Genomic DNA, 21603 nt, shown 5'->3' on the forward strand with positions numbered 1-21603 from the left:
TATGGCGGGTAAAAAGGTGGTGCTTGTCAAAGATATTTGGCAAGACGTTCAGCACCATGTTTTTACATACGGGTTGTTATTATTTGTTGTGGTATCTGCATTCTCAGTTATTTACACAACACATTTAAATCGTTTAACAACCAGTGAGCTTGAAATTCTACTAACCGAACGAGACGAATTAGATATTGAGTGGCGTAACTTGCTGTTAGAGCAAAACTCTCTTGCAGAACACAGTGCAATAGAAAGCAAAGCGTCAAAATTATTAAAAATGAAAAGGCCAAGTGCCGCATCGGAAGTCATTATAAGATTACCATGAACAAGGTAGCAGCAAAGAAAAATAAGCAGTTAAAACCAAATACGGCACCATGGCGTTTTTACGTTGTGGCGGCTGTCATTGTGCTTGTTTATGGTGTGATTGCTGCTCGTAGTGCGTATATTCAGGTCATTGAACCTGACATGCTAAAGAAACAAGGTGATCGTCGCTCAAAGCGTATTGCATCACTAAACGTTCAACGTGGCTCAATTGTAGATCGCAATGGTGACGAGTTAGCTGTTAGCGTACCTGTTGAAACGGTTTGGGCAGACCCTAAAATCGTCATGGAGAACAATGGCCTTGCGATGGAAAAGCATTGGCAAGCATTGGCTGATGTTTTAGGAAAAGATGTTAACGAAGTAACAGCGCGAATTGTTAAGAATCCTAATAAACGTTTTCTATATGTCGAAAGACAAGTTTCCCCTGCCATGGCTGAGTATATTAAACAGCTTAAAATTCCAGGCATTCATTTAAGAAAAGAATCAAAACGTTTTTACCCTGCTGGTGAAATAAGTGCTCATGTTGTTGGTTTTACTAATGTTGATGACAAAGGTATTGAAGGCATTGAACGAGTTTATGACGACAAGTTAACAGGTACCTCTGGTTCTAAACGATTTAGAAAAGATGCTAAAGGTAGAAAAATTGAAATCCTGTCGGTTGAAGAGGCCACTCCTCCGCAAGATGTCGCACTGAGTATTGATCAACGTATTCAAGCGTTAGCTTATAAAGAGTTAAAAGGTGCGGTAAGAGCATTTAAAGCGACATCTGGATCTGTGGTGGTTGTCAATGTCCATACTGGCGACATTCTAGCCTTGGCAAATAGTCCATCTTTTAATCCAAATAACCGAAAAAACACCGCTATTCACCGATTTAGAAATCGCGCGATTACCGATGTCTATGAACCCGGCTCGACAATGAAACCATTGTCCATGTTAACGGCGCTCGAGTTTGGTAGTGCAGAGCAATCTACCGTGATAGACACCGGCCCCGGCTGGATGAGATTAGGAGGTAGACGGGTAAGCGACCCCATTAATAGAGGGAAACTCTCGCTCCAAGACATCTTAGTAACATCATCAAACATGGGTACCACAAAGTTAGCTTTGTCGGTACCCAAAGAGTTTTTATTAGACCGCTTTTTTGATGCTGGTTTTGGTGAAGATACCGGCACTGGTTTAATTGGTGAAACCATGGGGATGATGTCTTCTCGTTCACGTTGGTCTCAGTATGAATTAGCTACGTTATCGTGGGGGTATGGTCTCGCAATTAGTCCATTGCAGCTTGCTCGTTTTTACGCAACATTAGCCAACGGTGGCGTAAAAATTCCATTGCGTATCATGAAAAGTGATGCATTGCCCCAAGGCGAAAGAGTTTTTGGTGAAGAGCAAGCTAAGTACATCGTGTCATTGCTAGAAGGTGTTGTGACCGAAGGTGGAGCAAGCCGAGCAGCTGTTGACGGTTATCGTGTTGGTGGAAAAACAGGTACAGCTATAAAGGCAGTACCTGGCGGTTATGGTAACGATTACGTTGGTTTGTTTGCTGGCGTTGCACCAATTTCAAACCCTGAATTAGCTGTTGTTGTTGTGATAAATGAACCTGGTGGCGATTTATATCATGGTGGTGAAATTGCCGCGCCAGTATTCTCACGCGTGATGCAAGGCGCGCTGCAAGTGTTAAACGTTGAACCCGATGCTCATACGCGCATTGTTGAAGCGAACAAAGGTGAAGGAGATAACAATGCTTAATCGCGATTATCATATCACCTCAACGCTGACAAAATTTGGCATTAATCACCCAAGCTTAGAGGCGTTATCACCAACTAAAAATTTAGTAAATGATACAAGAACCTTAGTTGAAAACGACATCTTTTGTGCAGTTATTGGCACAACACAAGATGGCCGTGAGTTTATTGAAAGTGCTATTGAAAAAGGCGCTTTACTGATTATTTCTGAATGCCAGCATGAGCAATTGCATGGACAAGTATTAGAAAAAACTGTTGCCGATAGAACGGCAATTGTCGTTCAGTTTTATCAACTGAATGAGAAGTTAATTGAATTTAGTGCTCATTACTACCAGTCGCCTCAGTTAACCATGGACGTTATCGGTGTCACCGGTACTAATGGCAAAACAAGTACGACACAACTGATCGGGCAATTAATCGATGCTGTATCGTCTAAAACACCAGCATGTGGCATTATCGGCACTAATGGCGCAGGCAGTTTAGATGCTTTAGCGCCAATTATGAACACAACACCAGGTGCGACTGAGCTCATGGGCTTATTTGCTCAATTCAGAAAGCAACAACTAACCCATGTTGCAATGGAAGTATCATCACATGCTTTAGAGCAAAAGCGGGTGAGCGCCGATTTATTTGATGTTGGTGTCTTTACAAACTTATCAAGAGACCATCTTGACTACCATCAAACGATGGAGGCTTACGGCGAGGCTAAACTTTCGATTTTTAAAGAATTCTCAAGCCAAGTTGCTGTTGTAAATGGCGATGAAAAAGTTATTCAAGATTGGTTAGCTAAATCACCAGACCAAGACATCATCGTATTTGGTCAAGCAGAGAGTGTGAAGTCTTTTCCCCTTTATTTGTATGCAAAAGACATCGTTTGTCATGATTCAGGCACGTCTTTTATCCTTGACGCATCAGGGCACGAGTTCCATATAAACTCTCCGTTAATAGGCACGTTTAACGTTGACAACTTACTTGCGGCAATAGGCAGTGTGCTTGCCCTTGGTGTTGAACTAGAACAGGTCATTCAAGCTATTTCTTCAACCAAAGCGATTGATGGGCGTATGGAGCTTTTTGCTCATTCAAGTATGCCTTCCGTTGTTGTTGACTATGCCCATACGCCTGATGCCCTTGAAAAAGCTTTAATTGCTTGTCGCGCGCATTGCGAAGGAAAACTATTCGTTGTTTTTGGTTGTGGTGGCGATAGAGATAAAGGTAAACGCAGTGAAATGGGGCGTATTGCTGAACAAGGTGCCGATAGCGTGTTGATTACCAATGACAACCCAAGAACTGAATCGCCAGAAATGATTGTAGCAGATATTTTAAAAGGTCTAGATAAACCAGAAAAGGCCATGATAGTGCTAGATAGAAAGCAAGCCGTTAGTGCGGTATTAAAGAACGCACAACCAGGCGATATGGTGTTGTTAGCCGGCAAGGGCCACGAAGATTACATCATTATTGGTGAAGATAAAGTTGATTATAACGAGCGCAAGTTAGTTAGTACCTACTATGAAGGTGAAGCGCCACTAGGAGATAGGGTATGATCCCATTATCACTAGCAATGCTTGCCGAAATTACGCAAGGTAAAATTGTTTCTGCTGCTGATGAGCAAACAAAAAACATAGAATCAATTGTTACTGACTCTCGACAATTAAGTGATGGTGATGTCTTTTTAGCGTTAAAAGGCATCAACTTTGATGGTCATAAATTTTGTCAACAGGCCTTAGAAAAAGGCTGTAGAGCTGTCATCGTGAGTGAACAGCAAACCATAAGCATAGCGCAAGTTGTCGTTGAAGATACTCGTATAGCACTGGGCCAAATCGGCGCATTTATCAAGGCACAAGTTGCACCTAAAACGGTTGCCATTACAGGTAGTAGTGGTAAAACTACGGTAAAAGAAATGGTCTATGCCATTTTATCTCGACTAGGTAATGTCCTAGCGACTAATGGCAATTTTAACAATGATCTGGGTGTGCCACAGACATTAATGAGGCTTGAGCCGAGTCATGATTTTGCTGTGATTGAGCTAGGCGCCAACCACCTCGGTGAAATTGCCTACACCACTAATTTAACGAAACCAGATATCGCGGTAATTAATAATATTGCGGCAGCGCATCTGGAAGGTTTTGGCGACCTTTGTGGTGTTGCACGTGCAAAAGGTGAAATTTTTGAAGGGTTATCTGAAGGTGGTGTAGCAATCTACAACCAAGATACACCTTATGCAGGCAAGTGGCAGTGGCGACTAACGGATAAAATCGTCAAAAAGATCTCATGTCATGAATCAACAGATTACTACCCAACCGACGTTGTACTAGATGACAACGGTTGTGCAAGCTTCAAACTGCATAGTCCTCATGGCTCAAGCTACATCGAATTACCTATTCCAGGTAAACATAATGTATGTAATGCAGTAATGGCAGCAGCGATAGCAATGCAATTCGATGCAACTGTTGATGATATTCGCTTAGGTCTTATTGATATGGTGCCTGCAAAAGGTCGACTCAATGTGCATCAGCCAAGCGAGAGCTTCAAATTAATTGATGATAGCTACAATGCTAATGTTGAGTCTGTAAAAGCAGCCAGTGAATTAGTAGCCAACCTACCTGGTAAACGCATCTTAATTTTGGGTGACATGGGGGAGCTTGGACAAGAGGCTCGTCAATATCACCATGAAGTAGGCGCTTATGCAAAATCGCTGTCAATTGACGCATTGCTGACGTTAGGCGTTTTAAGTCAATCAGCAAGCCAAGCTTTTGGCGACAACGGATATCACTTTAATGACAAAGCGTCATTAGTAGCCTTTTTAAAATCATTACTTTCTAACGAGGAGCGAAGTATTTCAGTGTTAGTTAAAGGATCACGCAGTGCGCGAATGGAGTTAGTTGTACAGGACGTACTTGAGTGGCAGTCATCAATAGCTAATGAGGAGCAAGCATAATGTTACTTTGGCTAGGTGAATACTTAACACAATACTTTTCAGGCTTTAATGTATTTTCATACTTAACCTTTAGAGCGATTATTTCTACGCTAACAGCGTTAACGTTATCATTGTATTGTGGACCTAAGTTAATCCGTGCGTTACAGCGTATGCAAATAGGCCAAACCGTTCGTGATGATGGCCCTGAAAGCCATTTGTCGAAATCAGGTACGCCGACTATGGGTGGCTTACTGATTCTTGGGGCTATCGTCTTTAGTGTCTTGTTGTGGGGAGACCTCAGCAATTACTACGTGCTAACCGTACTTTTTGTTGTTGTTAGCTTTGGCGCTATTGGTTTTGTTGATGATTACCGTAAGGTGATTCGTAAAGATTCAAAAGGATTAATTGCCCGCTGGAAATATTTTTGGCAAACGGTGATTGGTTTAGGTACTGCTATTTTTCTTTATTCAATGGCACAAGATCCTGCTGAAACTGCATTGTTATTACCATTCATTAAAGACGTGATGCCTCAACTAGGGCTGCTTTATATCTTATTAACCTATTTCGTTATTGTCGGCACAAGTAATGCTGTTAACTTAACTGATGGTCTTGATGGTTTGGCTATTGTACCGGTTGTGCTAGTCGCAGGTGCATTTGCAGTGTTTGCCTATGTAACCGGCAACATTAATTTTTCTGCTTACTTAAATATTCCTTATATTCCAATGACCTCAGAACTTGTGGTTGTTTGTACCGCTATTGTTGGTGCTGGGCTTGGTTTCCTTTGGTTCAATACCTATCCGGCACAAGTGTTTATGGGAGATGTAGGCTCACTTGCATTAGGCGCTACCTTAGGTGTGATTGCTGTCTTGGTTCGCCAAGAGTTGGTGTTATTTATCATGGGTGGTGTGTTTGTCATTGAAACCTTGTCGGTTATTTTGCAAGTAGGCTCATATAAGCTGCGTGGCCAACGCATTTTTAGAATGGCGCCTATTCACCATCATTATGAATTAAAAGGTTGGCCAGAGCCTCGTGTAATAGTCAGGTTTTGGATTGTATCGCTAATGCTTGTATTGATTGGCTTAGCTACGTTGAAATTACGTTAAAAAAGAAGTCGAATGTTAGATATTACGTTTTTACAAAACAAGAACATTTTAATACTGGGAGCAGGTCTTTCAGGGATGTCTTGTGCGCGTTTTCTAGCATCGCATAATATCCATTTTGCATTAAATGATTCTCGCGAGAGTGCTGTTAACGAAGATGAATTTGCTAAAGATTTTCCTCTATCTACTTTAACTACAGGTTCGTGGGATCAAACACTTATTTCCTCAGCCCAAATTATTTTAGTGTCTCCTGGTATTGATACGTCGATTGATGAGATTAGTCAGTATCTATCGCCAAATGTTGAAATGTATGGCGACATTGAGCTGTACTATCGACTAACACAGACGCCAACGATTGCGGTAACTGGTTCAAATGGTAAATCTACTGTTGTTAGCTTAGTGGCTCATATTGGTAAGTCACTAGGCTTAAATGTTGAACTAGCAGGTAACATTGGTGTACCGCCATTAGATATTATTGAACAAGATTTAGATATGTTGGTGCTTGAACTTTCAAGCTTTCAATTAGAAACCTTGTCTAGTATGAACGCTGTCTCTGCGTCTCTATTGAATTTATGTGATGATCATTTAGATCGCCACAAAACGCTTGAGAACTACCAAGCAATTAAGCAGCGTATTTATCAACAAACACAATGTGCTGTTATAAACCGCGATGATAGTGCAAGCCATTATTCTGGCCAAACTAAACAGTTAGGCTTCACGGCTAATAAGCCTAAAGCCAATGAGTTTGGTATTTGCGACCATCAAAACACACCATATTTGATGCATGGTGACACGCCGTTAATTGCTATCGATGACCTGCCTTTATCGGGTAATCACAACGCTATTAATTGCCTGGCAGCTTTAGCGCTAGGTTATGCTGCGAATTGGCCACTAGAAAAAATGGTTACCGCCTTAACAAGTTTTGAAGGTTTACCACATCGTTGCCAGCGTGTGCCTTCAAATGATGGCAAGACATGGATAAACGACTCTAAAGCGACGAATGTTGGTGCAACATTAGCCGCGATAACTGGTTTAGCTAGCCCAAATCGACGCTTGATTTTAATTGCTGGCGGGCAGGGTAAAGGTGCTGATTTTTCACCTTTAACTAAGCAGCTAGAAGAAAATGTTGATAGTGCGATTTTATTTGGCGAAGACCAAACATTAATAAAAGCAGTTTGTCCTAAAACATTAGATGTTCATCTAGTTAATGATTTAGGTGCTGCAACGACATTAGCTAATGAGCTAACTACCGACAATGATATCGTGCTGTTCTCACCTGCATGTGCGAGTTTCGATCAATTTAAAAGCTATATTGCGCGCGGTAACGCATTTATCAAACATGTTGAGGAGGTAAGCCAGTGCAAAGCTTAGTTCCTTCAATTAATATGCCCGCATTACCCAAATGGTTGGGCGAAAGTGCAAATACGGTGACGTTCGACCGTCAATATCTTTTGCTTGCGGTTGCTATGTATACCATTGGTTTGATTATGGTGGCGAGTTCATCAATGCCAGTGGCAGAAAGGTTATTCGACAATCCTTTTCACTTTGTGGTTAGGCATGGTGTTTATATTTGCTTAAGTATTTTTATTGGCGCATTAGCACTAATGGTCCCAATGTCAGAATGGCAAAAATACAGTGGCTATATGTTACTCGCTGCAATTGTATTATTGGTTGTCGTTTTGGTCGCAGGGCGCACTGTTAACGGTTCTCAACGCTGGATTGTTTTAGGGCCAATAACTATTCAAGCCGCGGAGCCGGCTAAACTCTTTTTCTTCGCTTATTTAGCCGCCTATTTAGTGCGTCGCCGTGAAGAAGTGATGGAAAATATAAAGGGCTTTGCAAAGCCATTAATTGTATTCGGTCTACTTGCGTTTTTACTCCTGATGCAACCTGATTTAGGTACCGTCATTGTAATGTTTGTCACGACGTTTGGCTTATTGTTTTTGGCAGGCGCTAAGCTTTGGCAGTTTATTGCTATAGCGGCTGTTGGTGTAATGGCGATTACAGCACTCGCCGTTTTTGAAGAATATCGCTGGCGTCGTATCACAAGTTTTCTAGACCCATGGGCAGATCCCTTTGGCAGTGGTTATCAGCTTACTCAGTCGTTAATGGCTTATGGGCGCGGTGAATTAACCGGTCAAGGCTTAGGTAATAGTATTCAAAAACTTGAATACTTGCCGGAAGCTCATACTGACTTTGTCATGGCGGTGTTAGCTGAAGAATTTGGTTTTATTGGTGTAGCAATCGTCTTGTTTTTAAGTTTGTGGCTGGTATTTAAAGCGCTATACCTTGGGCGTAAAGCGATTAGCAAAGAAAAATATTTTGAAGGTTTTTTTGCCTTCTCTATCGGTATTTGGATGAGTTTCCAAACAGCCGTTAATATTGGTGCGAGCGCTGGCATCGTGCCAACGAAAGGGTTAACAATGCCGCTTATTAGTTATGGCGGTAGTTCGATGATCATTATGACATTAGCCTTTGTTGTGCTGATACGCATTGATCATGAAATTAGGTTGCAGAGCATTCAAGCAACAAGTAAAGGAGGGCGTAAGTAGTGGCAAAACGTCCTACGATTTTAATCATGGCAGGTGGTACCGGTGGTCATATTTTCCCTGGTATTGCTGTCGCACAGTTATTGGAAGCAAAAGGCTGGCATGTTCACTGGTTAGGAACATCTGATCGCATGGAGGCGCAAATTGTGCCTCAACATGGCTATGATATTTCATTTATTAATATTGCAGGAATTCGTAATAAACGATTCATTGAATTACTAAAAGCGCCATTCAAAATAATGCAGTCGGTTATTCAATCATGCAAAGTGATCTCAAGCGTAAAACCAGATGTGGTTTTGGGCATGGGGGGCTACGCGAGTGCACCAGGTGGTGTTGCTGCGTGGCTAATGAGTAAGCCATTGGTATTGCATGAGCAAAACGCGGTTGCCGGTATGACGAATCGCTATTTGGCAAAAATTGCATCAAAGGTGTTAGCGGCTTTTCCTGGTGCATTTGCTCACAGTAAAAAAGCAATGATTGTTGGGAATCCGCTAAGAAAAGACATCGTTGACTTGGTGCCAAGTATTCCAGAGCAGGCAAGCGAAACTAAAAAGGTGTTAGTTGTTGGTGGCAGTTTAGGTGCAAAAATTCTCAATGACACTGTGCCACAGTCGCTTACTCAGATAAAAGTGCAAAATATCAAAGTATGGCATCAAAGTGGTAAAGGACATTTGTCATCGGTGCAAACCGCCTATGCCAATAGTGGTTTAGATCAAGACAACATTAAAGTGACTGAGTTTATTGATGATATGGCAGCGGCATACCAGTGGGCTGATGTTGTTATATGCCGTGCAGGCGCACTTACGGTGTCAGAGCTTGCAATGGCAGCAACACCAGCGATTTTCGTGCCTTTACCGCATGCGGTCGATGATCATCAAACAAAAAATGCGATGTACTTAGTTGATCGCGGGGCAGCAAAATTGTTGCCACAAAAAGACTTAACAAGTACGCAGTTAGCGCAAATGTTAAATAGTTTATTTATCTCCGACAAAGTCGTTGAAAGCATGTCGAAAGCGGCGCATGATGCCGCCCATGCAGATGCGACAATTCGTGTTGCTGATATTTGCGCAGGATTTTATAAAGAATGAGTACACAAATGAATAAAAACGCACCAATTAAAGTACCTGAAATGCGTCGAGTAAAGCGCATTCACTTTGTTGGTATTGGTGGTGCTGGTATGGGCGGTATTGCTGAAGTTTTACTAAATGAAGGCTACCAAATATCGGGCTCTGATATTGCTCGCAATGCGGTAGTTGAACGTCTAACAAAACTTGGTGCTCATATCGATATTGGCCACCATGAAAGTAATGTCGATCTGGCAAGTGTTGTTGTGGTTTCAACGGCAATTGATACAACCAACCCTGAAATTATTGCCGCGCAAGAAAAGCGCATTCCGATAGTTCGTCGTGCTGAAATGTTAGCGGAATTAATGCGATTTCGTCATGGGGTAGCTATCGCAGGTACCCATGGTAAAACAACCACGACAAGTTTAACGGCAAGCATTTTTGCTCAGGCCAAGTTAGATCCTACGTTCGTTATTGGTGGCTTATTAAATAGTGCGGGTACCAATGCACGTTTAGGTACGAGCAGGTACTTAATTGCTGAAGCTGATGAGAGCGATGCGTCGTTTTTACATCTTCAGCCTATGGTTGCAGTCGTCACTAATATTGATGAAGACCATATGGAAACCTATCAAGGTGATTTTGAGAAGCTAAAAGACACCTATATCGAGTTTTTACATAACTTGCCGTTTTATGGTTTGGCGGTTGTTTGTATTGATAACCCAGTCGTGCGTGAATTGTTGCCACGTATTAGTCGTCAGGTCATTACTTATGGCTTTAGTGAAGATGCTGATGTACAGGCGTTTAACTACCAGCAATCAGCAGATGTCAGCACATTTGAAGTTGCACGTATTGGCAAACCAAACTTAACAGTGTCACTAAATTTGCCAGGCAAACACAACGTGGCGAATGCACTAGCGAGTATTGCTGTCGCAACCGATGAAGGTGTTGACGACGAGTCAATCGTTTCAGCACTGTCGAAATTTGAAGGTATTGGTCGACGATTCGAGCATCTTGCTCAGTTAAAAACAAACGTGGGTGAGATCACACTAATTGACGACTATGGCCACCACCCTAAAGAAGTGGAAGCGACAATAGATGCAATGCGCAAAGGTTGGCCAGAAAAACGTTTAACCATGATTTTCCAACCACATAGATATTCTCGTACTCGAGATCTGTATGAAGAGTTTGTCGAAGTACTGTCAAAAGTCGATGGATTATTATTGCTCGATGTTTATAGCGCGGGAGAAACAACAATCGCTGGCGCAGATAGTAAGTCTTTGGCGCGCAGTATTCGTCAACGTGGTCAAGTAGAGCCTATCTACGTCTCAGATATTAATGACCTTGCTGAGCTGCTTGATAATCAGCTAACAGCGGACGATATGGTTATAACGCAGGGCGCTGGCAATATCGGTGTGGTAGCACGTAATTTAATTAAAGATGAGCGTTTTAACCTTAAGGAGCAGCATGACTAATTTATTAGCGCAAAAGCTAGCTGTTCTTTATGGCGGTAATTCGGCTGAGCGTGATGTCTCTTTAGCATCAGGTAAAGCGGTAGCAGCAGGATTAGAAAAAGCAGGTTTTACTGACGTAGTACTTATTGATACCAAAGACTTCGATTTACATAAGCTTGTTGAAATGAATGTCACTCGCGTGTTTATCGCGTTACATGGCCGAGGTGGTGAAGATGGTAGCTTACAAGGAGCTCTTGAGTTCTTAGGTGTACCATACACAGGTTCAGGTGTACTGGGCTCTGCCTTAGCGATGGATAAAATTAAAACGAAGCAAATTTTGCAAGCGGTTAACTTACCAACCGCGCCGTTTGCCATCGTTAATAAAGCCGAGTTTAGCGAAGAAAATGCCCCGGCTATTCTTGATGAGCTTGGTGGCAAAGCAATGGTAAAACCAGCATGTGAAGGTTCAAGTATCGGTATGTCTATCGCACATACTAGCGACGCACTCAATCATGCATTAACCAATGCCTTTGACTTTGATGATGATGTATTGGTTGAGGCGTGGATAGACGGCTTAGAATACACCGTTGCTATCTTAGGTGATGACGCATTGCCTGCGATTCATATGCAAACACCAAACGAATTTTACGATTATCAGGCGAAATACCAATCAACAGCAACGCAATATCATTGTCCTGCAGGACTCACAGATGAAGATGAACAGGATTTGCGAAACCTAGCGGTTAAAGCGTTTAAAGCGGTTGGCACGAAAGGTTGGGGCCGCGTAGATTTCATGCGCGACAACCAAGACCAATGGCAAATATTAGAAATTAATACGGTACCAGGAATGACAGAAACTTCATTGGTACCTAAGGCGGCTAAAGTACAAGGTTTAGATTTTAGTCAGTTAGTTAAACGTATAGTTGAGTTGAGCGTGTAAGTGGCATCAACAGCTAATGAATCGCAACAAACCGTACACTGGTCGTTTTGGCTAGGACTCGGTTTTTTCATTGCTGTCATTATTGGTTTAGTGAGTTTTAGTACTTACTTTTTCAATGAAATGTCTAAAGATGAAAAAGTGCCAGTAACAAGCATTACGGTCAAAGGTGAGATGCCATACACCCGTAATGCAGATATAGAACAGGCACTCGATACGATAAATTTAAGTAACTTTATTCAACTTGATGTTAATGAAGTTCAAACGCTGATAGCGAAGTTACCCTGGGTATATTCAGTGTCAGTGCGAAAGCAATGGCCAAATGCGTTAAACATCTATGTGGTTGATCAAACGCCAGTCGCGTTATGGAACGCAGACTTTTTAATCAACCAGTATGGTCAAGCCTTTCAAGCGGATAGCGATAGGCTAAATCATAAGCTACCTGCGTTTTTTGGTCCAGAAGGTAGTGAGCATACAGCATTAGCTAACTATAGAAATTTTAATAAGTTACTGGCATTTAGTGACTTAGCGATTGATGAATTAGTGCTAACAGAGCGCTTTTCATGGCAGTTGACGTTAAATGATGGCATTAGCTTGAATTTAGGGCGTGAAAATAGAATTGAACGAATTCAGCGTTTTGTTGATGTTTATCCTCAAATTATTGAGCAAAAACAAGAAAATCAACAAGTCGATTATGTAGATTTAAGGTATGACACAGGACTAGCTGTCGGCTACAAAACTGTGCTTGATAAAAATAAACAAAGAGCTTAACAAATGGCAAAAGTAACAGAAAGAAATTTGGTTGTAGGTCTAGATATAGGCACCTCAAAAATTTCTGTCGCGGTAGGTGAAATTACTCCAGACAACAAGCTAAGCATTGTTGGTGTTGGTAACCAGCCGTCACGTGGTATGGATAAGGGTGGTGTTAACGACTTAAATCTCGTTATTCAGTCAATTAAGCGCGCGATTAATGAGGCAGAGCTAATGGCAGATTGCCGAATTAGTTCTGTTTATCTAGGAATTTCTGGTAAACACATTAGTTGTCAAAACGAAAACGGCATGGTGCCTATTAATGACAAAGAAGTCATACAGGAAGACGTTGACAACGTGATTCATACTGCTCGTTCAGTGCCAATTTCAGCTGAACGACGTTTGTTACATGTGTTACCGCAAGAATACACAATAGATTGCCAAGATGGGATAAAAAGCCCAATTGGTATGTCTGGTGTTCGAATGGAAGCAAAGGTTCATATTATTACCTGTGCGAATGATATGGCAAAAAATTTAGTTAAGTGTGTTGAGCGTTGTGAGTTAAACGTTGACCAGTTAATTTTCTCGGCGTTAGCGTCAAGCTACGCCGTCGTCACGGATGATGAAAAAGAGTTAGGTATCTGCGTTGTTGATATTGGTGCAGGTACTATGGATATTTCTGTATTTACCGGTGGAGCTTTGCGTCACACCGCGGTAATTCCTGTTGCTGGAAACCAAGTGACTAGCGACATTGCAAAAATATTTAGAACACCGTTAAGTCATGCTGAAGATATTAAAGTGCAGTACGCCTGTGCGTTAAGAAACTTGGTCTCTATGGAAGAGAATATTGAAGTGCCGAGTGTAGGTGGTAGACCTGCACGATCTATGTCACGTCATACACTCGCTGAAGTTGTAGAGCCTCGTTATCAAGAGCTATTTGAGCTTATTCACGAAGAGTTACGTGAAGCAGGTCTTGAAGAGCAAATTGCAGCAGGTTTTGTATTAACGGGTGGCGCAGCAAAAATGCAAGGCGTTATTGAGTTTGCAGAAGAAATTTTCCAAATGCCTGTTCGTTTAGCTCAACCGTATGAAGTGGTTGGTTTAAAAGAATATGTTAACGATCCAACATACTCAACGGTTGTTGGTTTATTGCATTACGGCGTATTAGCTGCAGAGCAGGAAAATAAAGAAGACAAGCGTTCTGACGGGGTGACAGGGTTGTGGTCACGCCTGACCGCCTGGTTTAAAGGCGAATTTTAAAAGCACTGATACCAAGTGAAACAATGATTTGCTCTCTCAGCGAGAATTAAAAGGATTAGAAACAAGGCGCTGAATGAAAAGAATGGTTATCCCATTGTTGAGTTCAGCAACGCAGCATATAAGCCTTTTAAACTCGCCCCTCGGGAGCTTGTCAGAGGCAAGATAACTACGGCAGGTTTACTCAATGTAGGATAACTATATTGTCACAAATCTTTCTTGTTCTCTCACCTCTGACATAGCTCTGAGATGACTTAAGCATTATTTCAATTGGTATACGGCGCATAAAAATAATTTTGATTTTGGTAGAAACGTTGTAAAAAACGGAGAGAGTAAAATATGTTTGAATTAATGGAAGAACATAACGAAGAAGCAGTCATAAAAGTCATCGGTGTTGGTGGAGGCGGCGGTAACGCTGTTGAACACATGGTAAGCCAAACCATCGAAGGCGTAGAATTTATTACTGCAAATACAGATTCACAGGCGCTGAGAAATTCTTCGGCTAATGTGACTTTACAAATGGGTAGCGATGTAACTAAAGGTTTAGGTGCTGGTGCTAACCCTGAAATTGGTCGTCGTGCTGCAGAAGAAGACCGTGAAACGATTAAGCAAACGCTTGAAGGTGCCGATATGATCTTTATCGCTGCTGGTATGGGCGGTGGTACAGGTACTGGTGCAGCGCCTGTTGTCGCTGAAGTAGCAAAAGAAATGGGAATTTTAACAGTGGCTGTTGTCACTAAACCATTCCCATTTGAAGGCAAAAAGCGTATGAATTACGCTGACCAAGGTATTGAGTTTTTAGCTAAAAATGTTGATTCATTGATCACTATCCCGAATGAAAAACTATTAAAGGTTTTAGGGCCAGGAACTTCATTGCTTGATGCGTTTAAAGCGGCAAATAATGTTTTATTAGGTGCTGTACAAGGTATTGCTGAGCTAATTACTCGCCCAGGATTGATCAATGTTGACTTTGCTGACGTAAGAACAGTTATGTCAGAAATGGGCACTGCAATGATGGGCTCTGGTATTGCTTCAGGTGAAGACCGTGCAGAAGAAGCAGCTGAAGCGGCGATTTCTAGTCCGTTACTTGAAGATGTCGACTTAGCTGGCGCACGTGGTATCTTAGTAAATATTACTGCCGGTATGGATATCTCAATTGATGAGTTTGAAACCGTTGGTAATGCAGTTAAAGCATTTGCTTCTGAAAATGCAACCGTAGTTGTTGGTGCTGTAATTGACCCAGAAATGAGTGAAGAACTTCGTGTAACAGTTGTTGCAACAGGTATTGGCGCTGAGCGCAAGCCAGATATTACGTTAGTTAATCCGGCACCGGCAGTAGAGCAAGCAGCTGTGGGTAGTGACTTTGTGCCAAACGCACAACCTGAACCTGCATCTGCTCCAGTAACAATGGCAGACCAAAACGCACAAGCACAACCGCAAAAAGTAGCGTCAGCAGACTTGGATAACTATTTAGATATCCCTGCATTTTTGCGTAAGCAAGCAGACTAAAGGTCTAAAAATCGGTGATCTTTTGATCTTACTGGTTGGATCTGTTATATTGTGCGCCCGCTGAATTTTGGCGGGAATGTTGCTTTGCAATTTTGTAAAGTTAACTTGAAAGCAAAAAGGTAACACATGACTAAACAACGTACTTTAAAAGATAGCGTTTCAGCAATCGGCGTAGGGTTACATAAAGGCGAGAAGGTGCAGATCACTCTCCGTCCAGCTCCTGCAAATACAGGTATTGTATTCCGCCGTGTTGATCTTGATCCTGTTGTTGATATTAAAGCCACCCCAGAAGCTGTGGGTGAGACGACGTTGTGTACCTGTTTAGTTAATGAAGAAGGTGTTCAGATTTCTACCGTTGAACATTTGCTTGCCGCTGTTTCAGCTATGGGTCTAGACAACTTAGTTGTTGATGTAGATTCACCTGAAATCCCAATTATGGATGGCAGCTCGTTACCTTTTGTATACTTGATTCAATCAGTAGGTATTGAAACGTTAAATGCGCCGAAGCGCTATTTGAAAATCACAAAGCCAATTCGTGTTGAAGAAGGCGATAAATGGGCTGAGTTAACACCTTATGAAGGTTTTAAAGTTAATTTTGCCATTGATTTCGACCATCCGGTGATTTCAAATACCTGTCAGACGATGACGATGGATTTATCGAGCTGTTCATTCGTGAAAGAGATTTCTCGTGCGAGAACGTTTGGCTTTATGAAAGATATTGAGTTTTTACGCTCTCACAATTTAGCATTGGGTGGTAGTTTAGAAAATGCGATTGTGCTTGACGAATACCGAATGCTCAACCCTGATGAACTGCGTTACGACGACGAGTTTGTAAAGCATAAGATACTTGATGCTATTGGTGATTTGTACATGGGTGGCGTAAGTATTTTAGGCCAGCTAAATGCGTTTAAATCAGGCCATGCGTTAAACAATATTTTATTGCGTGAAGTTTTTAAACAAACGGACGCGTGGGAATGGGTGACATATGAAGAAGATGCACCATCTCCGATAGCATACCAAGAAATAAATCCTTCTGTTATTTAACAAGGATGTATGAAAAAAACCGCTGAAAGGCGGTTTTTTAGTTTCTGAAGCTTAAGGTTTAATTACAATCTTTATTGGCGTGACTCGCCAATCGTTCTAACTTTTGCTTTAACCCGTCAGGTGCATGTTTAGCGACTTCGATGAGCTCAGAGGCTGATTTTGATGACATTTGTTTTTGAGGTTTAGGGTTTTTGGGTTTTTTAATCTCAGTTTTATTTAAAAAAGGCATGACGCTAATGTCTACCTTGTTAACATAACCCTTGGTTTGTTGGCTAAAAGCTTGAGCAAGTTGGTATCGTTCAAATTGAAATCGTTGTGACCAAACTGAAGATTTAACTTCTATCACAATGGTATCGTCTTTGATATTGCCAAGGTGCCAAGCATCGTCAGGTATATCCGGACAAATCTCTTTAACAATGTCAGTTAAACTGGCTAAAGAGTTGGTTTTTGAAGCAATTTGTGCCAAAGTGCCCTTTGAAGCATCAAATAGTGATGATAGATCTGTAGGTTGCTTTGTTTTTCGGTACATTGCAAAAGAAGTAAGAAAGTTATTTTATGAGTTTAACACTACTATATCGCGGAAAAAATGTAAGATTTAATCTTAGGTTAAATAAGTTACATTGGCTATCAGCACTTGCCGCTTTTGCTATTGTCTCTGGCGCTGTATTGCATCTTGTCATTACCTCTAATGATGAGCCAGTTCAACCTGCCTATCACCAAGCGGGCCTTGCGCTAGAGCAAAATGAACCTGTCAAACCGGAAGATCAAGCGCAAATAACCGCTTTAACAATGAAGCTTGCTGAGCTGCAAAGCCAAGTCCTTCGTCTTAATGCTCTTGGTGAACGTTTAGCTGACGAAGCCGATATTCCGGAAAACGAATTTAATTTCCAACAAGCGCCGCCAAGTGGTGGCCCTATGCTATCAACACCTGCATCGGGTAAATCGCTCGTTCAGTTGTTATCAGAGTTAACTGAATTACAAACTGAACTTGATCATGAAGAAAAACAACTTAAAATGCTTGAATCTTTAACATTGGGTCACCATATAACTACTACGAGTTATTTATCTGGTCGTCCAATTAAAAAAGGATGGCTTTCTTCGTACTACGGTACACGCAAAGATCCCTTTACTGGTATGCCTGCGCACCACAAAGGTATTGATTTTGCGGGTAAAGAAGGCGCTCCTGTTATTGCTACGGCATCGGGTGTTGTAAGTTGGTCAGGTGAGCGCTATGGCTATGGTAATTTAATTGAAATTAACCATGGTAATGGGCTTAAAACACGTTACGGACACAATAAAACACTATTGGTTGATGTCGGTTACGTTGTTGGGAAAGGCGAAATTATCGCAAAAATGGGTAGTACAGGGCGTTCGACAGGCCCACATGTACATTATGAGATCTTGCGTAATAATAAGCAGATTAACCCAATAAAGTACGTATATCGCAAAGCAAAATAGCGATTACATAAACAAGATTATGTGATCGGTTTTTACCGATCATTTTTATTTTATAATGCAAATTGTAGAGATTCCTCTTCATAACATGGTTTAACAAGATGTTTTTAAAGTTAGCAACAAAAATTTTTGGTAGTCGTAATGACCGACTTATCAAACGTATGCGTAAAGATGTAAAAAGAATAAATGCGCTAGAGCCTGAGATGGAAGCACTCAGTGATGAGGAATTAAAAGCAAAAACAGCTGAATTTCAAGAACGCATTAAAAATGGTGAAAGCCTAGATGCTCTCTTAGCTGAAGCTTTCGCTGTTGTTCGTGAAGCGAGTAAGCGTGTATTTGGTATGCGCCACTTTGACGTACAAATGATTGGCGGCATGGTGTTAAACCAAGGCAAAATTGCTGAGATGCGTACCGGTGAAGGTAAAACGCTAACGGCAACCTTACCAGCTTATTTAAACGCGTTATCTGGCAAAGGTGTTCACATTGTTACAGTGAACGACTACCTTGCTAAACGTGATGCTGATTGGTCTCGTCCATTATTTGAATTTTTAGGTTTAACTGTTGGTTGCAATATTCCTGGCATGATGGGGCAAGAGAAACAAGATGCCTATCAGTCAGATGTTACTTATGGTACCAATAATGAGTTTGGCTTTGATTATTTAAGAGATAACATGGCGTTCTCACCAAGTGAACGTGTTCAGCGCCCATTAAACTTTGCAATTGTCGATGAGGTTGACTCAATCTTAATTGACGAGGCGCGTACGCCACTAATTATTTCAGGCGCTGCTGAAGATAGTTCAGAGCTATATCGTAAAGTCGATACCATTGTTCCTGAGCTCGAGCAGCAGGAAGAAGAAGATAAAGAAGGTGAAGAATCAACAGGTGACTACACCATTGATGAAAAAGCAAAACAAGTTTACTTAACAGAACGTGGTCAAGTTCGTGTTGAGGAAATGATGCAGAAAATTGGTTTGATTGAAGAAGGTGGCTCATTATATGCCGCTGCTAACATTTCAATTCTTCACCATGTAATGGCTGCATTACGTGCCCATAACCTGTTCCAAAAAGATGTTGATTACATTGTTAAAGATAATGAAATTGTTATCGTTGATGAACATACTGGCCGTACGATGGAAGGTCGTCGTTGGTCAGAAGGTTTGCACCAAGCGGTAGAAGCTAAAGAAGGTGTAAATATTCAGAATGAAAACCAAACATTAGCATCTATTACTTTCCAAAATTTCTTCCGTATTTATGAAAAACTTTCGGGTATGACAGGTACGGCTGATACCGAAGCATTCGAGTTTAGCCATATCTATGGTTTAGAAACCGTTATTATCCCTACCAATAAACCAATGGTTCGTGATGATCGCGCTGATTTAATTTACTTAACACAAGAAGAGAAATTTGAAGCAATCTTAGAAGACATCAAAGATTGTGTTGAACGTGGTCAGCCTGTACTCGTCGGTACAATCAGTATCGAAACGTCTGAATTCTTAGCGAGTTTCTTAAAGAAATCTAAAATTAAGCACAAAGTACTTAATGCTAAATTCCACCAACAAGAAGCCGAAATTGTAGCTGATGCAGGTAAAGTGGGTGCTGTTACAATTGCAACTAACATGGCGGGTCGTGGTACCGATATCGTATTAGGTGGTAACTTAGATGCGATGATTGCCAAGCTCAATAACCCAACTGAAGAGCAAATCGAAGTAGTTAAGGTTAAATGGCAAGAAGAGCATGACAAAGTGCTTGAGTTAGGTGGCCTACATATTATCGCGACTGAGCGTCATGAGTCTCGTCGTATTGATAACCAATTACGTGGTCGTTCTGGCCGACAAGGTGATGCAGGTTCAACGCGTTTCTATCTTTCTATGGAAGATGGCTTGATGCGAATTTTCGCTTCTGAGCGTATTGCAAATATGATGCGAAAGCTTGGTATGGAGCATGGTGAAGCGATTGAACATCCTTGGGTAACGCGTAGTATTGAAAACGCTCAACGTAAAGTTGAAGGTCGTAACTTTGATATTCGTAAGCAATTACTTGAATTTGATGATGTTTCTAATGATCAACGTAAGGTTATTTACGAACAACGTAATGGCTTAATGGATGAAGAATCAATTGCAGGTGTTATTGAGTCTATTCGCCATGACGTATTAGACGGTATTATTAGCCAACATATACCACCACAATCTTTAGAAGAAATGTGGGACGTACCTGGCTTGGAAGAGCGATTAAAAGGTGAGTTAACATTAGACTTTCCAATCGCACAGTGGTTAGAAGAAGACAAGAAGCTTCATGAAGAAACATTACGTGAAAAAATTATCGAACTAGCAGATGCACAATACGCAGAAAAAGAGTCTGCGGTAGGTGAAAATGTATTACGTCAGTTCGAGAAAGCCGTGATGTTACAAAGCTTAGATTCTCACTGGAAAGAGCATTTGGCTGCGATGGACCACTTACGTCAAGGTATTGGTTTACGTGGTTACGCACAGAAAAACCCTAAGCAAGAATATAAACGTGAATCATTTGAGCTTTTCTCTGAGATGTTAGAGAACTTAAAATATGACGTTGTCGGTATTTTATCTAAAGTACAAATTCGTGCTGAATCTGATGTTGAAGCTGTTGAAGAGCAACATCGTAAAGCAGAAGAAGCACCGAAAGAGTATAATCACCAAGAAGCTGAGCAGCCGACGGTGCAAAAACGTGAACCGCGTGTTGGTCGAAATGATCCTTGTCCATGTGGCTCAGGTAAAAAATATAAACAATGTCACGGTAAATTAAGTTAATTTAGCTACACGTGAAAAATAAAATGCCAGTCGATGACTGGCATTTTGCTATATAAGGAAAGTTAATGTCGTTAGTTCATGTAGCCGTAGGTGTGATTAAAAGTGGTGACGCTTACTATCTCACTAGAAGGCTTGAAAGCGCCCATCAAGGTGGTAAATGGGAATTTCCAGGTGGTAAGGTGGAATCAAACGAAAGTGTCTATGAAGCTCTGCACAGAGAACTTCAAGAGGAAATTGCAATTGATGTACTGACATGCACACCACTGATCGTGATTGAACATGATTACGGTGATAAAAAGGTTAAGTTAGAGGTCTTTGTTGTTGATAACTTTAACGACGAACCGCAGGCACAAGAAGGCCAAGAAGAAGGTTGGTTCAGTTATCAGGAAATGTTGTCTCTTGACTTTCCTAAGGCAAACGTAGAAATACTGCAAGCGTTAGCCAACTATCACAATTAAGTAGGTGCGATCAGCGTAACGGATTACCCTGATCACAAATCAGGTTATTCTGGCTCAACAAAGAATTTATTGTGCTGTAAAAACTCGCCTTCTAGTTCGTCTAACATTTCTTCACTCATGATCACTTCAGGCGTAATAGGTTGTGATATTTTTTTGCTTTCATCAGCCCATTCACCTAAATCTATTAATTGACAGCGTTTTGAGCAGAAAGGTCTAAATTCACTTTCAGGCTGCCAAGTAACTTTTTTTGTACAGGTTGGACAATCAACGGTTAATGTCAT

Annotated in this window: 19 protein-coding genes; 17 read left to right on the forward strand and 2 right to left on the reverse strand. The window is 41.3% G+C overall.

Annotation, left to right across the window (positions count from 1 at the left end; all coding sequences use genetic code 11):
- The first annotated feature begins 1 nt into the window (after position 1).
- From ftsL to lpxC, 14 genes are all read left to right on the forward strand, one after another.
- The gene (gene ftsL / locus QQK02_RS05320) at positions 2–316 is read left to right on the forward strand and encodes a cell division protein FtsL (protein ID WP_284206938.1); all 315 of its coding nucleotides are present in this window, start codon (positions 2–4) and stop codon (positions 314–316) included.
- The gene (locus QQK02_RS05325; RefSeq protein ID WP_284206939.1) at positions 313–2055 is read left to right on the forward strand and encodes a peptidoglycan D,D-transpeptidase FtsI family protein; all 1743 of its coding nucleotides are present in this window, start codon (positions 313–315) and stop codon (positions 2053–2055) included. The genes ftsL and QQK02_RS05325 overlap by 4 nt, the downstream gene beginning before the upstream one ends.
- The gene (locus tag QQK02_RS05330; RefSeq protein ID WP_284206940.1) at positions 2048–3592 is read left to right on the forward strand and encodes a UDP-N-acetylmuramoyl-L-alanyl-D-glutamate--2,6-diaminopimelate ligase; all 1545 of its coding nucleotides are present in this window, start codon (positions 2048–2050) and stop codon (positions 3590–3592) included. Before QQK02_RS05325 ends, QQK02_RS05330 begins: the two co-directional genes overlap by 8 nt.
- Positions 3589–4986 carry a UDP-N-acetylmuramoyl-tripeptide--D-alanyl-D-alanine ligase gene (locus tag QQK02_RS05335; protein WP_284206941.1) on the forward strand — a complete coding sequence of 466 codons (1398 nt, stop codon included), beginning with the start codon at positions 3589–3591 and terminating at the stop codon, positions 4984–4986. Before QQK02_RS05330 ends, QQK02_RS05335 begins: the two co-directional genes overlap by 4 nt.
- Positions 4986–6068: a phospho-N-acetylmuramoyl-pentapeptide-transferase gene (gene mraY, locus QQK02_RS05340; RefSeq protein ID WP_284206942.1), complete on the forward strand. Its 1083-nt coding sequence runs from the start codon at positions 4986–4988 to the stop codon at positions 6066–6068. Before QQK02_RS05335 ends, mraY begins: the two co-directional genes overlap by 1 nt.
- A 12-nt stretch (positions 6069–6080) precedes the next feature.
- The gene (gene murD, locus QQK02_RS05345) at positions 6081–7436 is read left to right on the forward strand and encodes a UDP-N-acetylmuramoyl-L-alanine--D-glutamate ligase (RefSeq protein ID WP_284206944.1); all 1356 of its coding nucleotides are present in this window, start codon (positions 6081–6083) and stop codon (positions 7434–7436) included.
- Between the two features lie 14 nt (positions 7437–7450).
- Positions 7451–8617 (forward strand): cell division protein FtsW, encoded by a 1167-nt coding sequence (gene ftsW / locus QQK02_RS05350; RefSeq protein WP_284207139.1) that lies wholly within the window; start codon positions 7451–7453, stop codon positions 8615–8617.
- Positions 8617–9702: an undecaprenyldiphospho-muramoylpentapeptide beta-N-acetylglucosaminyltransferase gene (murG, locus tag QQK02_RS05355; protein ID WP_284206945.1), complete on the forward strand. Its 1086-nt coding sequence runs from the start codon at positions 8617–8619 to the stop codon at positions 9700–9702. The genes ftsW and murG overlap by 1 nt, the downstream gene beginning before the upstream one ends.
- Positions 9699–11150 (forward strand): UDP-N-acetylmuramate--L-alanine ligase, encoded by a 1452-nt coding sequence (gene murC / locus QQK02_RS05360; RefSeq protein ID WP_407705013.1) that lies wholly within the window; start codon positions 9699–9701, stop codon positions 11148–11150. The genes murG and murC overlap by 4 nt, the downstream gene beginning before the upstream one ends.
- Positions 11143–12069: a D-alanine--D-alanine ligase gene (locus QQK02_RS05365; protein ID WP_284206947.1), complete on the forward strand. Its 927-nt coding sequence runs from the start codon at positions 11143–11145 to the stop codon at positions 12067–12069. Before murC ends, QQK02_RS05365 begins: the two co-directional genes overlap by 8 nt.
- Entirely contained in the window at positions 12070–12837 is a 768-nt protein-coding gene (locus tag QQK02_RS05370) for a cell division protein FtsQ/DivIB (protein ID WP_284206948.1), read from the forward strand. It abuts the gene before it with no gap.
- A gap of 3 nt (positions 12838–12840) precedes the next feature.
- Positions 12841–14076: a cell division protein FtsA gene (ftsA, locus tag QQK02_RS05375; protein WP_284206949.1), complete on the forward strand. Its 1236-nt coding sequence runs from the start codon at positions 12841–12843 to the stop codon at positions 14074–14076.
- 336 nt (positions 14077–14412) lie between these two features.
- The gene (gene ftsZ, locus QQK02_RS05380; protein WP_284206950.1) at positions 14413–15582 is read left to right on the forward strand and encodes a cell division protein FtsZ; all 1170 of its coding nucleotides are present in this window, start codon (positions 14413–14415) and stop codon (positions 15580–15582) included.
- Positions 15583–15708: 126 nt separating this feature from the next.
- Positions 15709–16626 (forward strand): UDP-3-O-acyl-N-acetylglucosamine deacetylase, encoded by a 918-nt coding sequence (gene lpxC, locus QQK02_RS05385; RefSeq protein WP_284206951.1) that lies wholly within the window; start codon positions 15709–15711, stop codon positions 16624–16626.
- Positions 16627–16684: 58 nt separating this feature from the next.
- Here lpxC and QQK02_RS05390 read toward each other — a convergent pair whose 3' ends face one another.
- Positions 16685–17155 (reverse strand): DUF721 domain-containing protein, encoded by a 471-nt coding sequence (locus QQK02_RS05390; protein WP_284206952.1) that lies wholly within the window; start codon positions 17153–17155, stop codon positions 16685–16687.
- A 26-nt stretch (positions 17156–17181) separates the two neighbouring features.
- Here QQK02_RS05390 and QQK02_RS05395 point away from each other — a divergent pair, with 26 nt between their 5' ends.
- The 3 genes from QQK02_RS05395 (at position 17182) to mutT (ending at position 21322) form a co-directional block, all read left to right on the forward strand.
- Positions 17182–18084 carry a M23 family metallopeptidase gene (locus tag QQK02_RS05395; protein ID WP_284206953.1) on the forward strand — a complete coding sequence of 301 codons (903 nt, stop codon included), beginning with the start codon at positions 17182–17184 and terminating at the stop codon, positions 18082–18084.
- Positions 18085–18182: 98 nt separating this feature from the next.
- Positions 18183–20864 (forward strand): preprotein translocase subunit SecA, encoded by a 2682-nt coding sequence (gene secA / locus QQK02_RS05400; protein ID WP_284206955.1) that lies wholly within the window; start codon positions 18183–18185, stop codon positions 20862–20864.
- A gap of 65 nt (positions 20865–20929) precedes the next feature.
- Positions 20930–21322, forward strand: a complete 393-nt coding sequence (gene mutT, locus QQK02_RS05405; protein WP_284206956.1) for an 8-oxo-dGTP diphosphatase MutT — start codon at positions 20930–20932, stop codon at positions 21320–21322.
- 44 nt (positions 21323–21366) lie between these two features.
- Here the strand turns inward: mutT and yacG are convergent, their stop codons facing one another.
- Positions 21367–21603, reverse strand: coding sequence for a DNA gyrase inhibitor YacG (gene yacG / locus QQK02_RS05410; protein WP_284206957.1), 237 nt, complete (start codon positions 21601–21603; stop codon positions 21367–21369).

Source organism: Thalassotalea eurytherma (assembly GCF_030161415.1).
Lineage (GTDB): Bacteria > Pseudomonadota > Gammaproteobacteria > Enterobacterales > Alteromonadaceae > Thalassotalea_G > Thalassotalea_G eurytherma.

Coding starts and splice junctions, on each gene's coding strand:
- QQK02_RS05325 (WP_284206939.1), top strand. CDS start 313: ATGAACAAGGTAGCAGCAAAGAAAAATAAGCAGTTAAAACCAAATACG.
- lpxC (WP_284206951.1), top strand. CDS start 15,709: ATGACTAAACAACGTACTTTAAAAGATAGCGTTTCAGCAATCGGCGTA.
- ftsL (WP_284206938.1), top strand. CDS start 2: ATGGCGGGTAAAAAGGTGGTGCTTGTCAAAGATATTTGGCAAGACGTT.
- mutT (WP_284206956.1), top strand. CDS start 20,930: ATGTCGTTAGTTCATGTAGCCGTAGGTGTGATTAAAAGTGGTGACGCT.
- yacG (WP_284206957.1), bottom strand. CDS start 21,603: ATGACATTAACCGTTGATTGTCCAACCTGTACAAAAAAAGTTACTTGG.
- ftsZ (WP_284206950.1), top strand. CDS start 14,413: ATGTTTGAATTAATGGAAGAACATAACGAAGAAGCAGTCATAAAAGTC.
- QQK02_RS05335 (WP_284206941.1), top strand. CDS start 3,589: ATGATCCCATTATCACTAGCAATGCTTGCCGAAATTACGCAAGGTAAA.
- QQK02_RS05390 (WP_284206952.1), bottom strand. CDS start 17,155: ATGTACCGAAAAACAAAGCAACCTACAGATCTATCATCACTATTTGAT.
- QQK02_RS05330 (WP_284206940.1), top strand. CDS start 2,048: ATGCTTAATCGCGATTATCATATCACCTCAACGCTGACAAAATTTGGC.
- mraY (WP_284206942.1), top strand. CDS start 4,986: ATGTTACTTTGGCTAGGTGAATACTTAACACAATACTTTTCAGGCTTT.
- murD (WP_284206944.1), top strand. CDS start 6,081: ATGTTAGATATTACGTTTTTACAAAACAAGAACATTTTAATACTGGGA.
- QQK02_RS05365 (WP_284206947.1), top strand. CDS start 11,143: ATGACTAATTTATTAGCGCAAAAGCTAGCTGTTCTTTATGGCGGTAAT.
- ftsA (WP_284206949.1), top strand. CDS start 12,841: ATGGCAAAAGTAACAGAAAGAAATTTGGTTGTAGGTCTAGATATAGGC.
- murC (WP_407705013.1), top strand. CDS start 9,699: ATGAGTACACAAATGAATAAAAACGCACCAATTAAAGTACCTGAAATG.
- ftsW (WP_284207139.1), top strand. CDS start 7,451: ATGCCCGCATTACCCAAATGGTTGGGCGAAAGTGCAAATACGGTGACG.
- QQK02_RS05395 (WP_284206953.1), top strand. CDS start 17,182: ATGAGTTTAACACTACTATATCGCGGAAAAAATGTAAGATTTAATCTT.
- secA (WP_284206955.1), top strand. CDS start 18,183: ATGTTTTTAAAGTTAGCAACAAAAATTTTTGGTAGTCGTAATGACCGA.